The 17,856-nt window shown below is 66.1% G+C and carries 14 protein-coding genes and 3 pseudogenes; 6 read left to right on the top strand and 11 right to left on the bottom strand.

Translation table 11 applies throughout. The features are described from left to right. Positions 1-152 precede the first annotated feature (152 nt). Complete coding sequence (locus QM741_RS17595) at positions 153-677, top strand: hypothetical protein (RefSeq protein WP_415208927.1); 525 nt, start codon at positions 153-155, stop codon at positions 675-677. 86 nt (positions 678-763) lie between these two features. Here the strand turns inward: QM741_RS17595 and QM741_RS17590 are convergent, their stop codons facing one another. Then, positions 764-2,296, bottom strand: a complete 1,533-nt coding sequence (locus QM741_RS17590; protein WP_415208926.1) for an HD domain-containing protein — start codon at positions 2,294-2,296, stop codon at positions 764-766. A gap of 133 nt (positions 2,297-2,429) precedes the next feature. Here QM741_RS17590 and QM741_RS17585 point away from each other — a divergent pair, with 133 nt between their 5' ends. From QM741_RS17585 to QM741_RS17575, 3 genes and pseudogenes are all read left to right on the top strand, one after another. Then, positions 2,430-3,728, top strand: a complete 1,299-nt coding sequence (locus tag QM741_RS17585; RefSeq protein WP_415208925.1) for a multidrug effflux MFS transporter — start codon at positions 2,430-2,432, stop codon at positions 3,726-3,728. A gap of 58 nt (positions 3,729-3,786) precedes the next feature. Then, a complete protein-coding gene (locus QM741_RS17580; RefSeq protein WP_415208924.1) occupies positions 3,787-4,536 on the top strand; it encodes an NYN domain-containing protein in 750 nt (249 codons plus the stop codon). Between the two features lie 131 nt (positions 4,537-4,667). Continuing rightward, positions 4,668-5,654 (top strand): annotated as a pseudogene (locus QM741_RS17575) (IS5 family transposase). A 166-nt stretch (positions 5,655-5,820) separates the two neighbouring features. Here QM741_RS17575 and QM741_RS17570 read toward each other — a convergent pair. From QM741_RS17570 to QM741_RS17545, 6 genes and pseudogenes are all read right to left on the bottom strand, one after another. Further along, positions 5,821-6,434, bottom strand: a pseudogene (locus QM741_RS17570) (YbhB/YbcL family Raf kinase inhibitor-like protein); the annotation flags it as partial. Positions 6,435-6,467: 33 nt separating this feature from the next. Beyond that, entirely contained in the window at positions 6,468-7,271 is an 804-nt protein-coding gene (locus tag QM741_RS17565) for a sensor histidine kinase (RefSeq protein ID WP_415208923.1), read from the bottom strand. Between the two features lie 190 nt (positions 7,272-7,461). Then, entirely contained in the window at positions 7,462-7,545 is an 84-nt protein-coding gene (locus tag QM741_RS17560) for a hypothetical protein (RefSeq protein ID WP_415209155.1), read from the bottom strand. 319 nt (positions 7,546-7,864) lie between these two features. After that, positions 7,865-8,095, bottom strand: a pseudogene (locus tag QM741_RS17555) (response regulator); the annotation flags it as partial. A gap of 96 nt (positions 8,096-8,191) precedes the next feature. Next, positions 8,192-8,728 carry a hypothetical protein gene (locus QM741_RS17550; protein WP_415208922.1) on the bottom strand — a complete coding sequence of 179 codons (537 nt, stop codon included), beginning with the start codon at positions 8,726-8,728 and terminating at the stop codon, positions 8,192-8,194. Between the two features lie 59 nt (positions 8,729-8,787). Then, positions 8,788-9,249, bottom strand: coding sequence for a hypothetical protein (locus QM741_RS17545; protein WP_415208921.1), 462 nt, complete (start codon positions 9,247-9,249; stop codon positions 8,788-8,790). Between the two features lie 17 nt (positions 9,250-9,266). On the opposite strand from QM741_RS17545, the gene QM741_RS17540 reads away from it, so the two are divergent. Both QM741_RS17540 and QM741_RS17535 read left to right on the top strand, forming a co-directional pair. Further along, complete coding sequence (locus QM741_RS17540) at positions 9,267-10,025, top strand: response regulator transcription factor (protein WP_415208920.1); 759 nt, start codon at positions 9,267-9,269, stop codon at positions 10,023-10,025. A 302-nt stretch (positions 10,026-10,327) separates the two neighbouring features. Next, entirely contained in the window at positions 10,328-15,046 is a 4,719-nt protein-coding gene (locus QM741_RS17535) for a beta strand repeat-containing protein (protein WP_415208919.1), read from the top strand. A 237-nt stretch (positions 15,047-15,283) separates the two neighbouring features. Here QM741_RS17535 and minE read toward each other — a convergent pair whose 3' ends face one another. From minE to QM741_RS17515, 4 genes are all read right to left on the bottom strand, one after another. Continuing rightward, complete coding sequence (gene minE / locus QM741_RS17530) at positions 15,284-15,544, bottom strand: cell division topological specificity factor MinE (protein ID WP_415208918.1); 261 nt, start codon at positions 15,542-15,544, stop codon at positions 15,284-15,286. A gap of 2 nt (positions 15,545-15,546) precedes the next feature. After that, positions 15,547-16,359 (bottom strand): septum site-determining protein MinD, encoded by an 813-nt coding sequence (minD, locus tag QM741_RS17525; RefSeq protein ID WP_415208917.1) that lies wholly within the window; start codon positions 16,357-16,359, stop codon positions 15,547-15,549. 84 nt (positions 16,360-16,443) lie between these two features. Further along, a complete protein-coding gene (gene minC, locus QM741_RS17520; protein WP_415208916.1) occupies positions 16,444-17,220 on the bottom strand; it encodes a septum site-determining protein MinC in 777 nt (258 codons plus the stop codon). Between the two features lie 22 nt (positions 17,221-17,242). Beyond that, the gene (locus QM741_RS17515; RefSeq protein WP_415208915.1) at positions 17,243-17,845 is read right to left on the bottom strand and encodes a GNAT family N-acetyltransferase; all 603 of its coding nucleotides are present in this window, start codon (positions 17,843-17,845) and stop codon (positions 17,243-17,245) included. Between the last annotated feature and the right edge of the window lie 11 nt (positions 17,846-17,856).

Below are 17,856 nucleotides of genomic sequence, written 5' to 3'. Positions count from 1 at the left end.
CGCACATTGCGGCCGCCATCGCCGGCATCCCACTTCACACGTCCGGGACTACGCCGGATTCCAGGCCGGGACGCAACTCGTCCTCCCGCGGCATTGGGAATTTCCAGCGGAGTCCGCTACGCTTCGCCTCCCTCGACGACCGGTTTCGCATCATGCTGCGTCCCGCTCTGCACACCCTTCCCGAATCGCTGCGCGGCTTCATCACGATCAGCGAGGTCGACGACGCCGAATTTCTCGTCGGCGCGTTGTTCAAGCGCAAGTTCGGCGATCCCGCGCCCGATTTCCCGCGCCACATCGTCGCGCTGTACCGCGACGCCGACGGCGCCCTGCACGTGCTCGGCTATTCGCACATGCGCCCGTTCGGCGACATCTACCTGTCCGGCGGCTCGTGCAGCAACGGCGACACGGTCAAGCGCATGCAGCCGCACGAGCGCGATGCGCTCTATGCGGCCGGCGGCAGCTGGTTCATCGTCCTCAAGTACGCCTTCGAGCGCTACGCAGACTGCTGCGATGCGTTCTTCGGCTACACGGGCGACCCGCGCGCGCGCGAAGTCGCGGTCGCCGCGGGCTGGGTCGCGACCGAATACGAGAACCTCTACGTCAACTGGCACAAGCCGCTGCCCGAATCGTTCCGTCGTGCGCTGCTGGCCAAGGCGCATGCGATCGGCGAGTTCTGAAGAAACCCGCGGGCGAGGAGTATGCACGGCGGATTTTTCGCCTCGAACGTTTCTGCCGCGCAGACTCCGAGGTTTCGAAACCGCTTTCAAGCGGCGAACTTCTCGCCGGTCTTCACCTGCAGCTTGATGTCGAAGTGCTTGAGATAATCGCGCTCCTGGTCGAGGTCGGTGCGCGTCAGCGGGTGCGCGTCGAGCCAGGCCGCGGGCAGGCGCAACTGCAAGGTCTTGTCTTCGAGGCGCAGTTCGAGCGGCGGCAGCGGCTCGGCCTTGCGCGCGCGCTGCAGCAGCACGGCGAGGCGCAGCAGCGCGGTGACGCGCGCGGTCGGGCGGCGCAGACGCTCGGGCGCGATGTCGATGATGCTCTGGTCGGGCTTGCGCCGGTGGCAACGCAGGATGATCGCGAGCACGATCTGCTCGTGGCGGGCGAAGCCGGCGAGGTCGGAGTTCTCGACGATGTAGGCGCCGTGCACGTGGTGCTGGCTGTGCGCGATCGCAAGGCCGATCTCGTGGATGCGCGCGGCCCAGGCGAGCCAGTCGCGCTCGTCGTCGCCGAGCTGCCAGTCGACGGCGATCGAATCGAACAGCGCGTTGGCGGTGGCCTCCACGCGCGCGGCGTGGGCGCGGTCGACGCCGTAGCGCTGGGCCAGCGCGGCGATGCTCGCGGTGCGCGGGTCGCGGTGCTCGGCGCGGCCGACCATGTCGTAGAGCAGGCCCTCGCGCATCGCGGTTTCGCAGACGCGCATCTGGCGGATGTCGAGCGCGGCGAACGCGGCCTCGAGAATCGCCACGCCGCCGGCGAATACGCCGGTGCGGTCTTCGGCCAGGCCGGGCAGGCGGATCTTGTCGATGTTGCCCGTGGCGAGCAGGGCATCGCGGATTTTTTCCAGCGCTACGCGCGAAATGCCGGTTTCGCACCAGCCGCAGGCTTGCGCCACGCCGCCGATCGCCTTGGCCGTGCCCGAGGAGCCGATCGCCTCGCTCCAGCCGTGCGCGCGGTAGTCGGCGGCGAACTGCTGCAGTTCGACCGCGATCTCGCTCTGCGCGCGCTGCCAGCGCTTGGCGCTGAGCTTGCCGTCGTCGAAGAAGCGCAGCGTGCTGGCGACGCAGCCCATCTGCAAGCTTTCCTTTTCCAGCGCTTCGAAGCGCTGGCCGATGATGAACTCGGTGCTGCCCCCGCCGATGTCGATGACGAGACGGCGCTCGGGCGATTCGGGAATGCCGTGGGCGACGCCCAGATAGATCAGGCGCGCTTCCTCGCGCCCGGAGACGACTTCGATCGCATGGCCGAGCGCGTCTTCGGCCGGCCCCAGAAACGCGCCCGGCACCGCGAGGCGGCGCACCGTGTTCGTCGCCACCGCGCGCACGCGCTCGCGCGGCAGGCCCGAGAGGCGCTGGCCGAAGCGCGCGAGGCAGGCGAGCGCGCGGTCGCGGCGCGCCTCGTCGAGGCTGCCGTCGGCACGCAGGCCGGCGGCCATGCGCACGCTGTCGCGCAGGCGATCGATCACGCGCAGCTCGCCGTGCTCGTAGCGCGCGACGACGAGATGGAAGCTGTTCGAGCCCAAGTCGACGGCCGCGAGCAGCTCGCCGTTACGGATTTCCTGGTTGCGGCCGTTCGTCACGTGTCGGGGTTCCCGGTGCTGTCGCTGCAAAGATCGCAAATCCCGGCCGCCCGACGCAAGCGCGTTGTGACAACCGTAGTGCATTTGCGCGTATCATGCGCGCCTTTCCGCCTCCGCGCGCCTGCGGCGTCCAATGACTTCTTCGTCTCCGGTTCCGCATCGTGGCTTGCTCGCGGTGCTGCTCGCCGCGTTGGCGATGCTCGGACCGTTCTGCATCGATGCGATCTATCCGGCGTTTCCGGCGATCGCCGCGCGGTTCCATGCAGGCGCGTTGCCGATGCAGCAGACGATCAGCGTCTATCTGTTCGCCTACGCCGCACTGTCGTTGTTCGTCGGCGCGATGTCGGACGCGTGGGGGCGGCGCACGATCATTCTCGGCGGCCTCGCCGTGTTCCTCGCCGGCACGATCGGCTGCGCGCTCGCGCCGTCGCTGCGCGCGTTGCTCGTGTTCCGCGCGCTGCAGGGCATGAGCGCGGGCATCGGCATGATCGTCGGCCGCGCGATCGTGCGCGACTGCTTCGAGGGCCCGCACGCGCAGAAACTGATGGCGCAGATCAGCCTGATCTTCGGCCTCGCGCCCGCGCTCGCCCCGGTTCTCGGTGCGTGGCTCGTCGGCTGGGACGGAAGCCCGTTCGCGTCCGCGCCCGCGTGGTTGGCCGGCTGGCACGCGCTGTTCTGGGCGCTGGCCGTGTTCACGCTCGCGCTGATCGCGCTGTGCCTCGCCGTGTTGCCGGAGACGCACGCGCATGCGCGCCGCATCGCCTTCCTGCCCGGTACGCTGTTCGCCAACTACCGCAAGATCGTCAGCGATCGCCCGTTTGCCGCGCTGGCGCTCGCCCTGACCTTCAATTCGGCCGGGCTTTTCGTCTACGTCGCCAATGCGCCGAGGTTCGTGCTCGACATCCTCGCGCTCGACCAGAACCATTTCCCGTGGCTGTTCGTGCCGGCGATCAGCGGCCTCATGTTCGGTGCGCTGTTGACCGGGCGCCTGGCCGGGCGCGTGACGGTGCGTGCGCTGGTCGGCGGCGGCTACGCGATGATGCTGGGCGCATCGCTGCTCAACCTGATCGTGGCCTCGGCCGTGCGGCCCGCGCGCGTGCCGTGGGCGGTGCTGCCGATCGCGATCGGGGCGATCGGCGTCAATCTCGTCGCGCCGGCGCTGAACCTGCTCGTGCTCGACCGCTTTCCGCACTATCGCGGCGGCGCCTCGTCGGTGCAGGCGTTCCTCATGCTGACCTTCAGCGCGCTGCTGGCCGGTGTACTCGGCCCTCTCATCGCGCATTCGGCCCTCCATCTCGCCGTCGCCTCGAGCGCGTTCTACCTGATCGGCTTCGCGGGCTGGCGCGGGTACCGCCGGATCGCCAAGCGCATTCCCCAGAAGATCGACGGCGACGCGGCCGTGGTCGCCGCGGTGGGGGCGAATGCGGATTGACCACCGTGTCGTATCATGCGGACACCTGCTGTCAGAAGAGAGAGTTGCGGAGGAGTGCATGGAAGGTCAAAAGCTGGCTGTACTGATCGACGCAGATAATGCACAAGCATCGGTCGCGCACGAGTTGTTCGTCGAGATCGCTCGTTACGGCATCGCCACGGTGCGTCGCGCCTATGGCGATTGGACGACGCCAAACCTCGCCAGTTGGAAGCCCACCCTGCTTGATCTCGCGATTCAGCCGATCCAGCAGTTCCGCTATACGAGTGGGAAGAACGCGACTGATTCAGCCTTGATCATCGATGCGATGGATCTGCTCCACGGCGGAAATCTCGACGGATTCTGCATCGTTTCCTCGGACAGCGATTTCACTCGGCTGGCGACCCGCCTGCGCGAAGCCGGCCGCACCGTCTACGGCTTCGGCGAGCAGAAAACACCAAAACCTTTCGTCGCTGCGTGCGACAAATTCGTATATACAGAAATCCTACGTCCCGACCAAACTCCGGACACGACTTTGGACAAGGATGCCGGGTCGCTCAAGAGCATGCTACTTGCCGCGGTGGACAGCGCAGCACGCGAGGACGGTTGGGCATCGCTTGCGGCTGTCGGTTCGCTTGTCGTCAAAAGCGAACCTTCATTCGATGCACGCAACTACGGATATCGGAAGCTCGGCGATCTCGTTAAGGCAAAAAATTATCTGGAAGTAAAATCCGTCCCCATGAGTGAAGGGGCGCTGGCTCAAGCGATTTATGTCCGACGTCGCGAATCGTCGGAAGGCAGGGTGAAGCAAGCGACAACTCGCGCCGGGTGAGAGCCGTGCGTTTTCCGTGCCTGCGCATGCCGCCTTATTTCCGCAAGCGCGGATTGAGCGTGTACATCCCGCTTAGGAAACTCTGATTTTGCCCCGCTGTCCAATCCGGACCTGATGACGGACCCGACGCGATGCCGCCGAAGCAGCTGACACTCTCGACGCAACAGGATGCCGGATTCGAGCGGCATCGCAAGGCCACGCGACGGAATGTGTTTCTGGCCGAGATGGATCGGGTGGTGCCTTGGGCGGAGCTGTGTGCGTGCATCGAGCCGCACTAGCCGAAGGCCCGCGAAGATGGCGGCGGTCGTCCGCCGATCGGCGTGGAACGGATGCTGCGCATCCACTTCCTGCAGCAGTGGTATGCGCTGAGCGATCCGGGCGTGGAAGAAGCGCTGTACGACTCGCAGGCGATGCGCCGGTTCGTGGGGATCGACCTGGGCAGCGAAGGGGCGCCGGACGAAACGACGGTGTGCAAGTTCCGCCACCTGCTGGAGAAGCACGGCTTGGCGAAACAGTTGTTCGATGCGGTGGGCGAGCACCTCAGGAAGCACGGCCTGGGCCTGTCGAAAGGCACGATCGTCGACGCCACGATCATCGCCGCCGCGCCGTCGACGAAGAACAAGGACAAGTCGCGCGATCCCGAGATGCACCAGACGAAGAAGGGCAACCAGTGGTACTTCGGCATGAAGGCCCACATCGGCGTGGACGAGTCGACGGGCCTGACGCATTCGGTGGTGACCACGGCAGCGAACGTCGGCGACGTGACGATGGTGGACCAGTTGCTGCACGGCGAGGAGCAACGCGTGTTTGGCGACGCTGGTTACACGGGTGCGGAGAAGCGGGCAGCGAAGCGCGGCCGGACGTTCTGGATCGCCGAGAAGCGCAGCAAGGTCAAGGCCATCACCGATGCGGCGCTGCGCGAGATCGTGGACAAGCTGGAGCATGCCAAGGCATCGATCCGGGCAAAGGTCGAACACCCGTTCCGGGTGGTCAAGCGCCAGTTCGGTTACCTCAAGGCGCGCTACCGCGGACTGGCGAAGAACGGCGCACAGGTGACGACGCTGTTCGCGCTGGCGAATCTTTGGATGGCCCGAACGACGTTGCTGAAGACAGGATAGTTGCGCCTGGCGCGCGGGCCACAGCGGCCCGCGGCGCCGAAAGCGCGTGGAAACCCGCAAAATGCGCACGCCGGGAGGTGTGGAAACGCATCGGGAGGCACCGAAAGACGTTGCACGGCCCGCGACGCGCCTGACCTCTCGCTGCGCCGCGATGATGGCGGTGGAGAGGGGTAAAAATCAGACCATCCCTTATGCTTGCCTGTGCAAGGACGTGGCCTTGCAATGCCGCGCGCACATTCGCTCCGTTCGGTTCGCCGGTGACGTTCAGCTTCGCTACGTCGAGCGCGTAGACGGTGAAGACGTAGCGGTGGACGATGGCATCGTTCCACGGCGGGCACGGGCCGTCGTAGCCGTAGTAGCTGCCACCCATGTCCTTGTCGCCCGCGAACCAGCCGGTGTAGTCGTTGATGCCGTGGTGCCAGCCGTTCGGCGCTGTGGGCCGGATTTGCCGCGCGCGGTGACGCCGTCGCTGTGGCTGCCGGCGGCGATTTCGTGGACCGAAGCGGGGATGTCCCACAACAGCCAGTGGAAGAAGTCCACGCGCGGCAGCGATGCCGGCACTTCGCGGCTTTCCTTGTTGACGTCGTCGCCGCGGCTCGGCACGTCCGGGTCGTGGCAGATCACGGCAAAGGATTTCGTGCCGGCCGGCGCATCGCTCCAGGCCAGATGCGGATTGCGGTTCGCGCTCAGCGCGACATGCGTTTGCGCGTCGATCACGCCGAAGGCGAACTCGCCCGGGATACGTGCGCCGTCGGCAAAACTGTGGCTCGTGAGTTTCATCGGATGGCCTCGCTTGGGCTGTGTGCGTGCGGATTATGACACTTCGACATTGCGCCGATCGGCTTGCTCCGGCAAAGGCAGGGTGACGACGAAACTGTTGCCGAGCGGCTTCTCGGCGCGATATTCCACGCGACCGCCATGGCGTTGCGCGATCTGGCGCACGAGGCTCAGACCCAGACCGGTACCCTCGTTCCGTTCCGCGGTGGAACGGCGGTAGAACGGCTCGAACAGATGCCGGGCCTGATCGTCGGGAATGGCCGGGCCACGATCGCTGACGCGGATTTCGGCATTTGTTCCCTCGCGCGCAATGCGCACGTCGATCGGCGCCCGACCGTGGCGCTGCGCATTGTCGAGCAGATTGCGCAGCAGGCGGCGCAGCAGGCGCGGATCGCCGCGGCAGTCGACTGCGATGCCGTCGAGTTGCGCGTCGCGGTAGCGCGCGCACTCTTCCGCGGCGAGGGCGAGCAGGTCGATATCTTCCTTGGCGTCGGGTCCGGCGGTCGCGTCGAGACGGCTTGCCAGCAGGATTTCGTCGATGAGTTGATCGAGCTCCGCGATGTCCTGGTCGAGTCCGGCCTTGCGCTCCGGATCGGCCGATCCCTTCATCAGCTCGACGCTCAGGCGCACGCGCGCGAGCGGCGTGCGCAATTCGTGCGAGGCGTTGGCGAGCAGGCGCTTGTGCGCGCCGACGAGTTCCTCGATGCGCTGCGCGCTGTGGTTGAAGCTCTGCGCGAGGCGCGCGATTTCGTCGCGGCCTTCGACTGGGACGCGCGTCGAAAGATCGCCCGCGCCAAGCGACTCGACCGCCTTTTCGAGCCGTTCCAAACGTCGCGTCAAGCGCCGTGTCAGCGGATACGTGGCGAGGGTGATACCCAGCGCCAGAAAGGGGAAGTGGACGAATCTGTGGACGGTGTGGATGATTGGGCTTCCGTCGTCGATATGCATCATCACCACACCGCCGAGCGCTAACGCGGTGAGACTGCCGAGTAGAGTCAGAAAGAAACGCGTACTCAGGTGCGACACGGGTTCAATCCTGCGCCTTGGCGAACACATAGCCCGCGCCGCGCACGGTGATGATGCGGCGCGGGTGCCTCGCATCGTCCTCGATCACGGCGCGGATGCGCGAAACGTGCACGTCGATCGAACGCTTCGAGCGCTTCGCCTTTGACGAGGTCCATCAATGTTTCGCGCGCGAGCACGCGGCCAGCGTTTTCCGCCAGCGCCACGAGCAGCGCGAACTGATACGAAGTGATCGTGCGCGTCGTGCTGTCCAGACGCAATTCCCGCGCCGCGCGGTCGATTTCCAGGCGGCCGAAGCAGAGCGGCCTTTCGATCGGTGTGCCGCTTGCGCGCCGACGCAGGATGGCGCGCAAGCGGGCGAGGAGTTCGCGTGGCTCGAACGGCTTCGGCAGGTAGTCGTCGGCGCCGATTTCGAGTCCGACGATGCGGTCGGTCGCATCGCCTCTCGCGGTGAGCATCAGCACGGGAGTGTCGGACTTCGCGCGCAGCCGTCGACAGAGGTCGAGGCCGTCCATGTCCGGCAGCATGAGGTCGAGCACCACGGCATCGAACGGTTCGGTGGCCAAGCGTTCCAGCGCCGCAGCGCCAAGTGCCGTCGTCGTCACGCGGAAACCTGCCTCGCCGAGATATTCCGACAGCATCTCGGCGAGGCGGACATCGTCTTCGACGGTCAGGATGCGCGCGGCCATACGCCTGCTACTGTGGATGTTGCCCGGTAGAAGCGCAAGGCGCGGGGTTCAGTCGGTGTGACCGGAGTGCGCAAAGTAGTCACTCAATGCCTTGCGTTGCGTCGGCGTCAACGTCTCGGCCACATCGAACAGAAATTGCAGCGTGCGATGGGATGCCTGTTCGTGGAGCTTCATGTGCGCGGCATGCTCGGTTTCGATCGCATTGTGGTCGATCGTTGCTTGCATGAGCAGGTTGAAGATACGCGCATGTCCATCGTCGCCCTGCGTCTCGAACTGCGCCAGATCGTGTTTGGCCTGCTGCGTGAGCGCGGCGATTTTCGTTTTTTGTTCCGCAGTCGGGTTGATTTCCGCCCGGGCGTTGTCGAGCATGCAGTTCACGTGCTCGACGACGCCCGCGCAATTCTGGCTGGCGGATTGCTCCGGCCTTGCGTTCGCGGGCGGATGCGCCGATGCTGCCGCAGCGATCATGGCGAGCGCGAGTGCCGGTTTGCAAAGCAGCTTCGGTAAACGGCGCGTGAGGCGCGGATGGTGAGACAAAGATGTCATGGCGGACCTCGATTCGTGGCGGGGGCGATTCCCCGCCACGCAGTCTGCGTGGCGCGCGTCAGCCGAATTTGTCGCTTGTGTAAAGTAGTGTGAAGCGGTCAGGTCGCTTCGGACCGAAGAAGGTCGTGCACTGCCAACCAGCCACGCGCATCTTCGGCATCGCGCTCGAACCAGGCGCGGGCGGAGCCGAGACGGAAGGTGTAGCCCCAGGCGTCCATGTCGTCCATCAGGCGCTCGCTGCCGACGCCGGGAAGTTGATCGGCAAGCAGGATTTGCAGATAGCACACGGCGTCTTCCTCGGCCTGCGAGTCGGAAGCATCTGTGTGGATGCTCGCGCGTCGTTCGGCAGGCGCGACGATCAGGTGACAGGCCTCGTGCAGCAGCGAATGCACCGGCGTGTCGCCGCGCGCGTATACTTTTTCGCCGATCACGCCGGCTTCGGGTTCGCCCCAGTAGCAGCCGGGGATGGCCGCGGCGTCGGCGACGCGTTCGAGGCCGAGGCCGTGACGCGCGAGCAACGCTTCGGCGTCGTGCAGGTCGATGTCGGCCAGCGTCAGCATGATCGTTTTGCGCCTGTGTGTGGGAGAATGGCAGCGGCAGGGGGAGTTTAGGCAGTTCAGGAGCAGTTGTCGTGGATTTGAAAGTGGCCGTGCTCGAGGACGATACCGAGTTGAGGGAGCAGATCCTCGTGCCGCAACTGCGCGAATCCGGTTTCGAGGTGGAGGGGTATGCCGCGTCGGGCGAGCTGTTCGCGGCGATGCCGGTGAAAGCATTCGATCTGCTCGTGCTCGACATCGGCCTGCCCGACGTGGACGGCTTCACCGTGGCGCGACAATTGCGCGAGGAATGGCCGATCGGCATCGTCGTGCTGACCGGTCGCCGCGCGGCGGCGGACCGGATCAAGGGTCTGTCCGAAGCGGCCGACGCGTGGCTGGTCAAGCCGGTGGGGGTGGACGTGCTTGCCGCGACGCTGCAAAGTCTCGCGCGGCGCATGCGCATGCCGTTGCGCGCCGACGAGGTTCCCGCACGCTGGCGGTTGTCGCCGGAGGGGTGGCGGCTGCATGCGCCGGACGGTCGCAGCCTGGCGCTCAATCATTCCGGGCGGCGGCTGTTGGCGCGACTCTTCGAAACCCCGGGTGAACTCGTCACGCACGACGAACTCGTGCGTACGCTGGTTCATGCCGTGGAGGATTTCGATCCGCATCGCCTGGAAATGCTGATCCACCGGTTGCGCCGCAAGGTGGCCGCCGAACTCGGAAGGCCGTTGCCGCTGCGGTCCGTGCGTGGCCAGGGCTATATCTTCTTCGTCGACGACGAGGGTGAAGCGGCTGGTTGACCCGGCTGGCTTTCCCGTGTCGCGCTTCCCGCGAGCGACTCCCGCGCATCCGTGCGGCCATGAAATTTTTCGTGAGTGAATCCCGCCGCTGTGCAGCCTAGCATTTGGCATCTGCACGAATGTCCGCGAGGATTCGTTGTGGGGGAATGTCTGCATTGTGGGTGGAATTGCGATACGGGGCGCCACTTGGCCCTCAAACGATTTCGAAATTGCTTGGTTGGAGGGGTTTAATGATGTTTGTCTATTGTTCGGGTGCCGCTCGGATCCTCATTCGCACCGTCCTGTTTCTCGCGGCGGTTCTGTTGTCGCAAGCCGCCTGGGCGCAGAACTTCCTGGCGAACAAGAAGTTCAATCCGACGACGATCGGGCCCAATGCCACGTCCACGCTGGAATTCGACCTGTTCAATGCGTCGAGCAGCACGCTCAGTTCGACCGTCACCGATACGCTGCCGGCGACCACGCCGGCCGGTCAGTTGTGGTTCGACTCGACGGAAGCACCGACCACGGCGACCGGCACCGGCTGCACCGCGGGCACGTGGACCTTCTCGGATCAGATCAGCGGCACGCACTATCAAACCGCCACGTTCACCGCGGCGACCGTGCCGAACAACGCGCCGTCGCCCAAGCCGGGTCCGGACTGCTCGATGACGCTGCCGGTGCATTCGGGCGCCCTCGCTGCCGACACCAATCTCACCAATACCGTGCCGGGCACCGACGCGACCGCGACCGGCGACGCCGGAACGTTCACCTCGCAGGATTTCAGCGCCACCCTGAACGTCAAGGCGCCGGTCAACGTCGGTTTGACCAAACAGTTCAACGGCGCGTCCTCGGCCACGATCCCGGCCGGCGGCACGGCGACGCTGAAGCTCGTGCTCACCAATCCGTCGATCGCCTATCCGCTGACCGGCGTTTCGCTGACCGACGACATGACCAGCCTCGGCCTGACCGTTGTCGGCACGCCGACGTCCAGCGGCTGCGGTACGCCCAGCTTCGACACCAGCGACGCCAACAAGCTCGTGCTGACCGACGCCACGATCGCCGCAGCGACCGGCAGTGCTGCCGCCAATTACGGCACGTGCACGATCACGGTCACGGTGCAGGCGCCGACCGGCGGCAGCGCCGCGCTGGTGAACACGCTTCCGGCGAGCTCCGTGCAGTCGGACCAGTCCTCGACCAACAGCAGCAGTGCGAGCGCCACGCTGAACACCGTCAGCTCGTTCACGATGACCAAGGCGTTCGTCAACAGCAGCAGTCAGCTGTGCACCAACGATACGCCGCTGCCGGCCGGTTTCACCTCGTGCACGCCGAGCGTGCTGGTCGACCAGCCCGTGAAAATGCGCGTGTACTTCACCAATCCGAACGTCGGCACCGCATTGACCGACGGCACACTGCAGGACCTGCTGCCGAACGACATCGTCAACGTGGGCACCGCGGTGACCGGAACTTGCGGTTCGCCGACGATGAACGCGGACACCGGCACTCCGGTCCAGCTCACGTTCAGTTCGATCACCGTTCCGGCGGCCACGGCGACGGCGCTCGGCAGTTGTTACATCGAGATCTGGGTCAAGCCGACCGCCACGTTCACGAACAACACCAATGCGATTTCGAGCAGCGACGTCACGTTCGCGGGCGACGTCCACCCGGACAACTCGACCTCGGCCAACCTGACCGCCACGGCGCCGGGCACCGGCACCTATCTCAACGTCGGCAAGCAGTTCTGGCGCGACAACACGAACGGTTCGACCAGCAATGCCACGAACGGGCAGACCGGCACCGGTACGCCGATGAGCGTGCAGAAGGGCGAAGTGTTCTGGATGAAGGTCTCGGTGAGCGACACCTTGTTCGACCAGAGCTTCACCGGCGGCAGCATCTACGACGATCTTCCGTTGGGCGTGGAGGTGGCGACGCCGCTCACCGTCCGCATCCTGCAGAACCCGCCGAGCAGCAACACCACCCAGAATGGCGGCTGCGGCAACGGTGACGGCACCGGCAATATCGGCACGGTCAGCGTGGCCGCCAGTCCGGTGGACTCGACCCGGACGCGCGTCACCTATTCCGGCTTCGACGTGCGCAACGGCTCGGGCGCCAACACGGGCGCGACGACCGGCTGTTTCTACTCGATCGAACTGGTCAGCACCACGCCGGGCGTCTACCAGAACACGATCAGCTCGAACACCCTGACCACGACCGAAGGCGCGACCAATCCCAGCGCCGCCAACGCGAAAGTGGCCGTGCTCTCCGACCTCGACACGAGCAAGTTCTTCGATCCGTCGACCGTCAGCACGGGCGGCAGGACGCGGCTGTACATCAATTTCAGCAACAAGGCGACGACGCCGATCACCGGCCTCGCCGTGACCGACACGTTCCCGGCGTCGAGCGCCACGGCCGGGTCGCTGACCATCGCCTCTCCGGCGAATGCCACCACCACCTGCGACAACGGCAGCGCCGTCGTCACCGCCACGCCGGGCGGCAGCAGCGTGGCCATCAGCGGGGGCTACGTTCCCGCCGCGACGGACGCCTCCACGCCGGGCACCTGCCAGATCGCGGTGGATGTGCAGCACGTGAGCGGCACGTCGGGCAGCACGAGCATCACCAACACGATCGCCGCCGATTCGGTGTCGAACGACCAGGGCCAGAGCAATCCGTTGCCGGTGACGGCAACGCTCACCATACAGCCGATGGGCATCCAGGTGGTCAAGTCGTTCTCGCCGAGCAACGCCAACGGCGGCGCGCCGGTGCTGCTCAAGCTCGTCTTCTCGGGCACGACGAACCCGAACAGCACGGGGCCGCAGGACAACATCACGCTGACCGACACGTTCCCGGACGGCATGATCGTCGCGCCGACGCCGAATGCGACGACCACCTGCCGCAAGGCCGGCCCGGCCGACGGCACGGCCAGCCCGGCGCTGTCGAGCACGCCGGCCGACATCACGGCCAACCCCGGCGCCCCATCGTTTACGGTGTCCGGCTTCCGCTTCCGCGGCAACAACTACGGCGGCGGTACCGGCTCGGAGCCGGACAACCAGTGCGAGGTCGATCTCTACGTCGTCGCCAACACGACCGGCAACAAGACCAATACCATCCCGGTCGGTGCGATCACGACGTCCGCCAATACCACCAACACCTCGCCCACGAGCGCCACGCTGACGGTATTGCCGAACACGCAGCTGTCGAAATCGTTCAGCCCTGCCGTGGTGTCCGTGGGCCAGCCCACCACGCTGACGCTGACGATCAACAACGTGAACACCAGCGAGCAGGACAATTTCGACCTGACCGACAATTTCCCGGATGGCATGACCGTTGCCGGCGCGGCTACGACCACCTGCGGCGACGGCGTGCCCAGCGCGACCGTCGGCGACACGTCGGTGTCGATCACCGGCGGCGACGTGGCCGCCAACGGCAGTTGCACGATCACCCTGCCGGTGCTGCTCGCCGATCCGGGCGAGTATACGAACGACCAGTCGAACATCACCGCCAGCAGCATCATCAACACCGACGGCGTGACGGCGAAAGTCACCGCGATCGTGCCGCCGGCCGTGACCAAGGAGTTCTCGCCCAATACGATCGTGGCTGGCAGCCAGACCACGCTGACGATCACGCTCAACAATCCGAACGCGAGTACGGCGCTCAGTAACGTCAGGCTCACCGACACGCTGCCCAACGGCACCTACGTGTACGCCACGCCGGCATCGACCAACACCTGCGGCGGCACGTTCGCCCCCGCGGCCAATGACACCACGCTCTCGCTCACCGGCGGCGCGATCGCTGCCGGCGGCAGTTGCGTGCTGACGGTGCAGGTGACCGGCACGAGCCCCGGCAGCTACACCAACACGATTCCCGCCGGCGGGCTCAAGTCCGACCAGGGCGACAACGTCGATCCGACCACCGACATCGTGACGATCACCCCGCAAGTGGCTGAGCTGGCCGTGACCAAGAACGTGAGCGGCGGTCCGTCGGGTTACAGCGGCAGCTTCCCGATCACCGTGTCCTGCACGTTGGACGATGCGGCGGTCACCGGCATCACGCCGTCGGCGACGCAGTCCGTCACGGCCGGGACCGGCACGAACGGCACGGTGACGTTCGGCAATATCCCGCAAGGCTCGACCTGCCAGGTCAGTGAAGGCGCCTTCCCGACCGCGCCGACGGGTTACCAGTTCAGCGGCACGGCGGCGATCACGCAGCCGGCGGGCCCGATCGCCGCGACCGGCAACACCGCGACGGTGGTCAACACGCTGGTGCAGCAAGTGGCCGGCCTGACCGTGGTCAAGACGGTAACCGGCGGTCCCGCCGGCTACAGTGGCAGCTTCACGATCAACGTGACCTGTTCGCTGAACGGCGACGCGGTCACGGTGACCCCGAGTTCGCAGGCGATCACGGCGAGCAACACGCAGAGCGGTACGTACACGTTCGCCGGCATACCGGCGGGCGCGCAATGCCAGCTCAGCGAAACCCTGCCGAATGCACCGGTGAGCTACAGCTGGGGTTCGTCGCCGACGTATCTGCCGTCCAGCAACGTGACGATCGCGGCCGAAGGCACCAGCGTGACGGTGCAGAACACGCTGACCCAGCAGGTCGGCAGCCTGGCGGTGACGAAGACCGTGCAAGGCGGCCCCGCGAACTACAGCAACGCGTTCCCGATCACGGTGGCGTGCTCGCTCAACGGCAGCGATGTGTCGGCGTCGATCACGCCGGCGGCAACGCAGTCGGCGACTTCGGGCGGCGCGGCGGTGACGTTCGGCAACATCCCGCAAGGCGCAAGCTGCACGGTCAGCGAGAACGCGGCGACGGTGCCGGCCGCACCGTCGGGCTATCAGTGGGGCGCCACGACGATCACGCCGTCGACCGCGATCACGATCACGGCGCAGGCGGCGACGGCGAGCGTGCAGAACACACTGACCGCGACTTCGACGGCGGCGCCGGTACCGACGCTCGATGCGAAGCAGCTGCTGCTGTTGTCGCTGCTGCTGCTGGCGAGCGGCGGTTTCCTTGCCGCCGCGCGTGCCCGCGCACGGAATCGGTAACGATACGGGTTTTGTCGAGGAGGGGAAGCACCGAGGGACCGGTGCAGGTCAGGGCGGGTTCGGCGCAAGTCGAACCTGCCCTTTCTCGCTGAAAATCCCGCGCTGCGCAACTTTGCCGGATGGCCGGCGAACTGGCGTCAACGCGGACTTGCCCCGATGCGATTGCGCCTTGCGATACGCACGCCCTCGTTGCCGCGTCGGCGGTCGTCGCGCAAGCGGTGCGGCAGGCGCAGATTCCTAGGCCTTGTCGGGCAGCGCGATCACCAGCTCGAGTACGTCGTGGTCGCCGTCCTTGTGCGTCTTCACATCGATCGCGTTGGCGTCGACGTTGACGAACTTGCGGATCACCTCGAGCAGTTCGCGGCGCAGCAGCGGCAGGTAGTCGGGTGCACCGCGGCCGCTGCGGTCGCGTTCTTCCTGGATCAGGATCGTCAGGCGGTTCTTCGCCAGCGAGGCGGTGTTCTGCGGACCTTTGCGCAGGAAATCGAAGATGCCCATGGCTAGCCTCCGAACACGCGCTGGAAGAAGCCCTTCTTCGGCGCTTCGGTGAAGCGCATCGCGCGCTCGTCGCCGAGCAGGCGGGCGACGGCGTCCTCGTAGGCCTGGCCCGCGTTCGAGGTTTCGTCGAGGATCACCGGCACGCCCGAGTTCGACGCGGCGAGCACGCCTTCGGATTCGGGAATCACGCCGACGACCTTGATGCCGAGGATCTCCTCGACGTCGCCGATGCTCATCATGTCGCCCGAGGCGACGCGCACCGGGTTGTAACGCGTGAGCAGCAGATGCTCCTGCACCTTGCCGCTGCCGTTCTCGGCGCGGCGCGTCTTCGAGGCGAGCAGGCCGAGGATGCGGTCCGAGTCGCGCACCGAGGAGACTTCCGGGTTGACCACGACGATCGCGCGGTCGGCGAAATACATGGCGAGGAAAGCGCCTTTCTCGATGCCGGCCGGCGAATCGCAGACGACGTAGTCGAAGCCGTCGGCGGCGAGTTCGTCGAGCACGCGCTGTACGCCGTCCTGGGTCAGCGCGTCCTTGTCGCGCGTCTGCGAGGCGGCGAGCACGTAGAGAGTCTCGTAGCGCTTGTCCTTGATCAGCGCCTGCTTGAGCGTGCATTCGTTGTGGATGACGTTGACGAAGTCGTAGACCACGCGCCGCTCGCAGCCCATGATCAGGTCGAGGTTGCGCAGGCCGACGTCGAAATCGATCACCGCGACCTTCTTGCCGCGCTTGGCCAGGCCCACGGCAATGGAGGCGCTCGTCGTCGTCTTGCCGACGCCGCCCTTGCCGGATGTCACCACGATATTCTCGGTCAACTTGGAATCTCCATTTTTATACAAATACAGAACGCCGTCATTCCGGCAGGAACTGGTGCAATGACGAGGCGGTGATGCGATTCGTCACGGCGCGAGCGCTTCGACCAGCAGTTTCTCTCCGTCGAGCCATGCCTGCACGGACTTGCCGCGCAGTTGCTTCGGCAGGTCTTCGAACACGCGGTAGCGGCCGGCGATCGAAACGAGTTCGGCCTGGAAATCCATGCAGTAGATGCGCGCCGTCGCGTCGCCCTGCGCGCCCGCGAGCGCGCGACCGCAGAGGCGGCCGTATACGTGGATGGAGCCGTCGGCGATCACCTCGGCGCCGTTGCCGACCGTCGCGTTGACGATCAGATCGCGGCCGCGCGCATACACCTGCTGGCCCGAACGCACGGCCTTGTCCTGGAACAGGGACGAGGGGCGCGGAGCGGGGGGCGGTGCCTCCTCGGTCGTCTTCGCGACGGGCTTCGGCCGGCTCGTTGCAGGGGCGATGTTGGCGACGGTCTCGTCCGCGTTCTGCCTCTCGTAGACCGTGCGGAACTTGGCGAGCAATGGCAGGCCGAGTTCCTTGGCGAGCGCTTCGTTCTCGGTCGTGCTGTAGGAAAGCGCGACGGGCAACATGCCCGCCGCACGGATCGCGTCGAGCAGCGCCTGCGCCTCGACGGCGTTCGGCAGTTGCGGCAGACGGCTCAGGTCGAGGATGACCGGCGCGCGTCCGAACAACTGTGGCGCGGCGGAGACCTTCTGCTCGATTTCGGCGCGCAGCGCCTCGGCATCGTTGACGTTGAGGCGCAGGTTGGCGATGCCGACCTGGCCGAATTTCAGTTCGAGGATGGGCTCGACGGCTGCTGCTGTTGCTCGCATGAAGAAATCGCGTCCGTTGCGTTCAGGCGATGCGCGCCTGCGGCGCGCGCAGGCCGTGCACGCGTTCGGCGAGCCACGGCTGGTTCGGCAGTGCGCCGGCGTCGTCGAGATATTGCCGGCGCACGAATTCGAAGCTGCACAGTTCCTTGGCGAGCAGCGATACGCGGCGCGTGACGGTCGCCATGTTCTGTTGCCCGACTTCGCGGAAGCCGTAGGTGCCGTGGAACAGCACGGCGACGTCGTCGCGCGGTTCGAGGAAGACCTCGCAGGCCAGCAGCGGCACGCGCACTTCGGCGAAGCTGGTCACGTCGGCGTAGAAGATGCGGCCGAGGCCGAGGCCGCGGTACGGGCGCGCGATGACGATGCGGTCGATGTAGAGGAACTGCGGGTAGCGTTCGCGGAACCAGAGGAAGTTGTCGCTGCCGTAATCGGCGTTCTCGCGCAGGCCGATGAGGAATCCGGCAAGGTGGTCCTCGGCTTCGGCGACGCGGAAATAGGCGGCTTCCTCGAAGAATTTGCGCACGCCGGCGGAATCCAGCGGCAATATCGTGTTGCCTGCGGCGTTGTTGAGCGCGAGGATCGAATCCAGTTCGTGCTCGCGAACGTCGCGAATGGTGAGGCTCATGCGGACGTGCT

The organism is Rudaea sp., assembly GCF_047601565.1.
In the GTDB taxonomy this organism is placed as follows: domain Bacteria; phylum Pseudomonadota; class Gammaproteobacteria; order Xanthomonadales; family Rhodanobacteraceae; genus Rudaea.
This window is presented reverse-complemented; position numbering and strand designations above follow the sequence as displayed.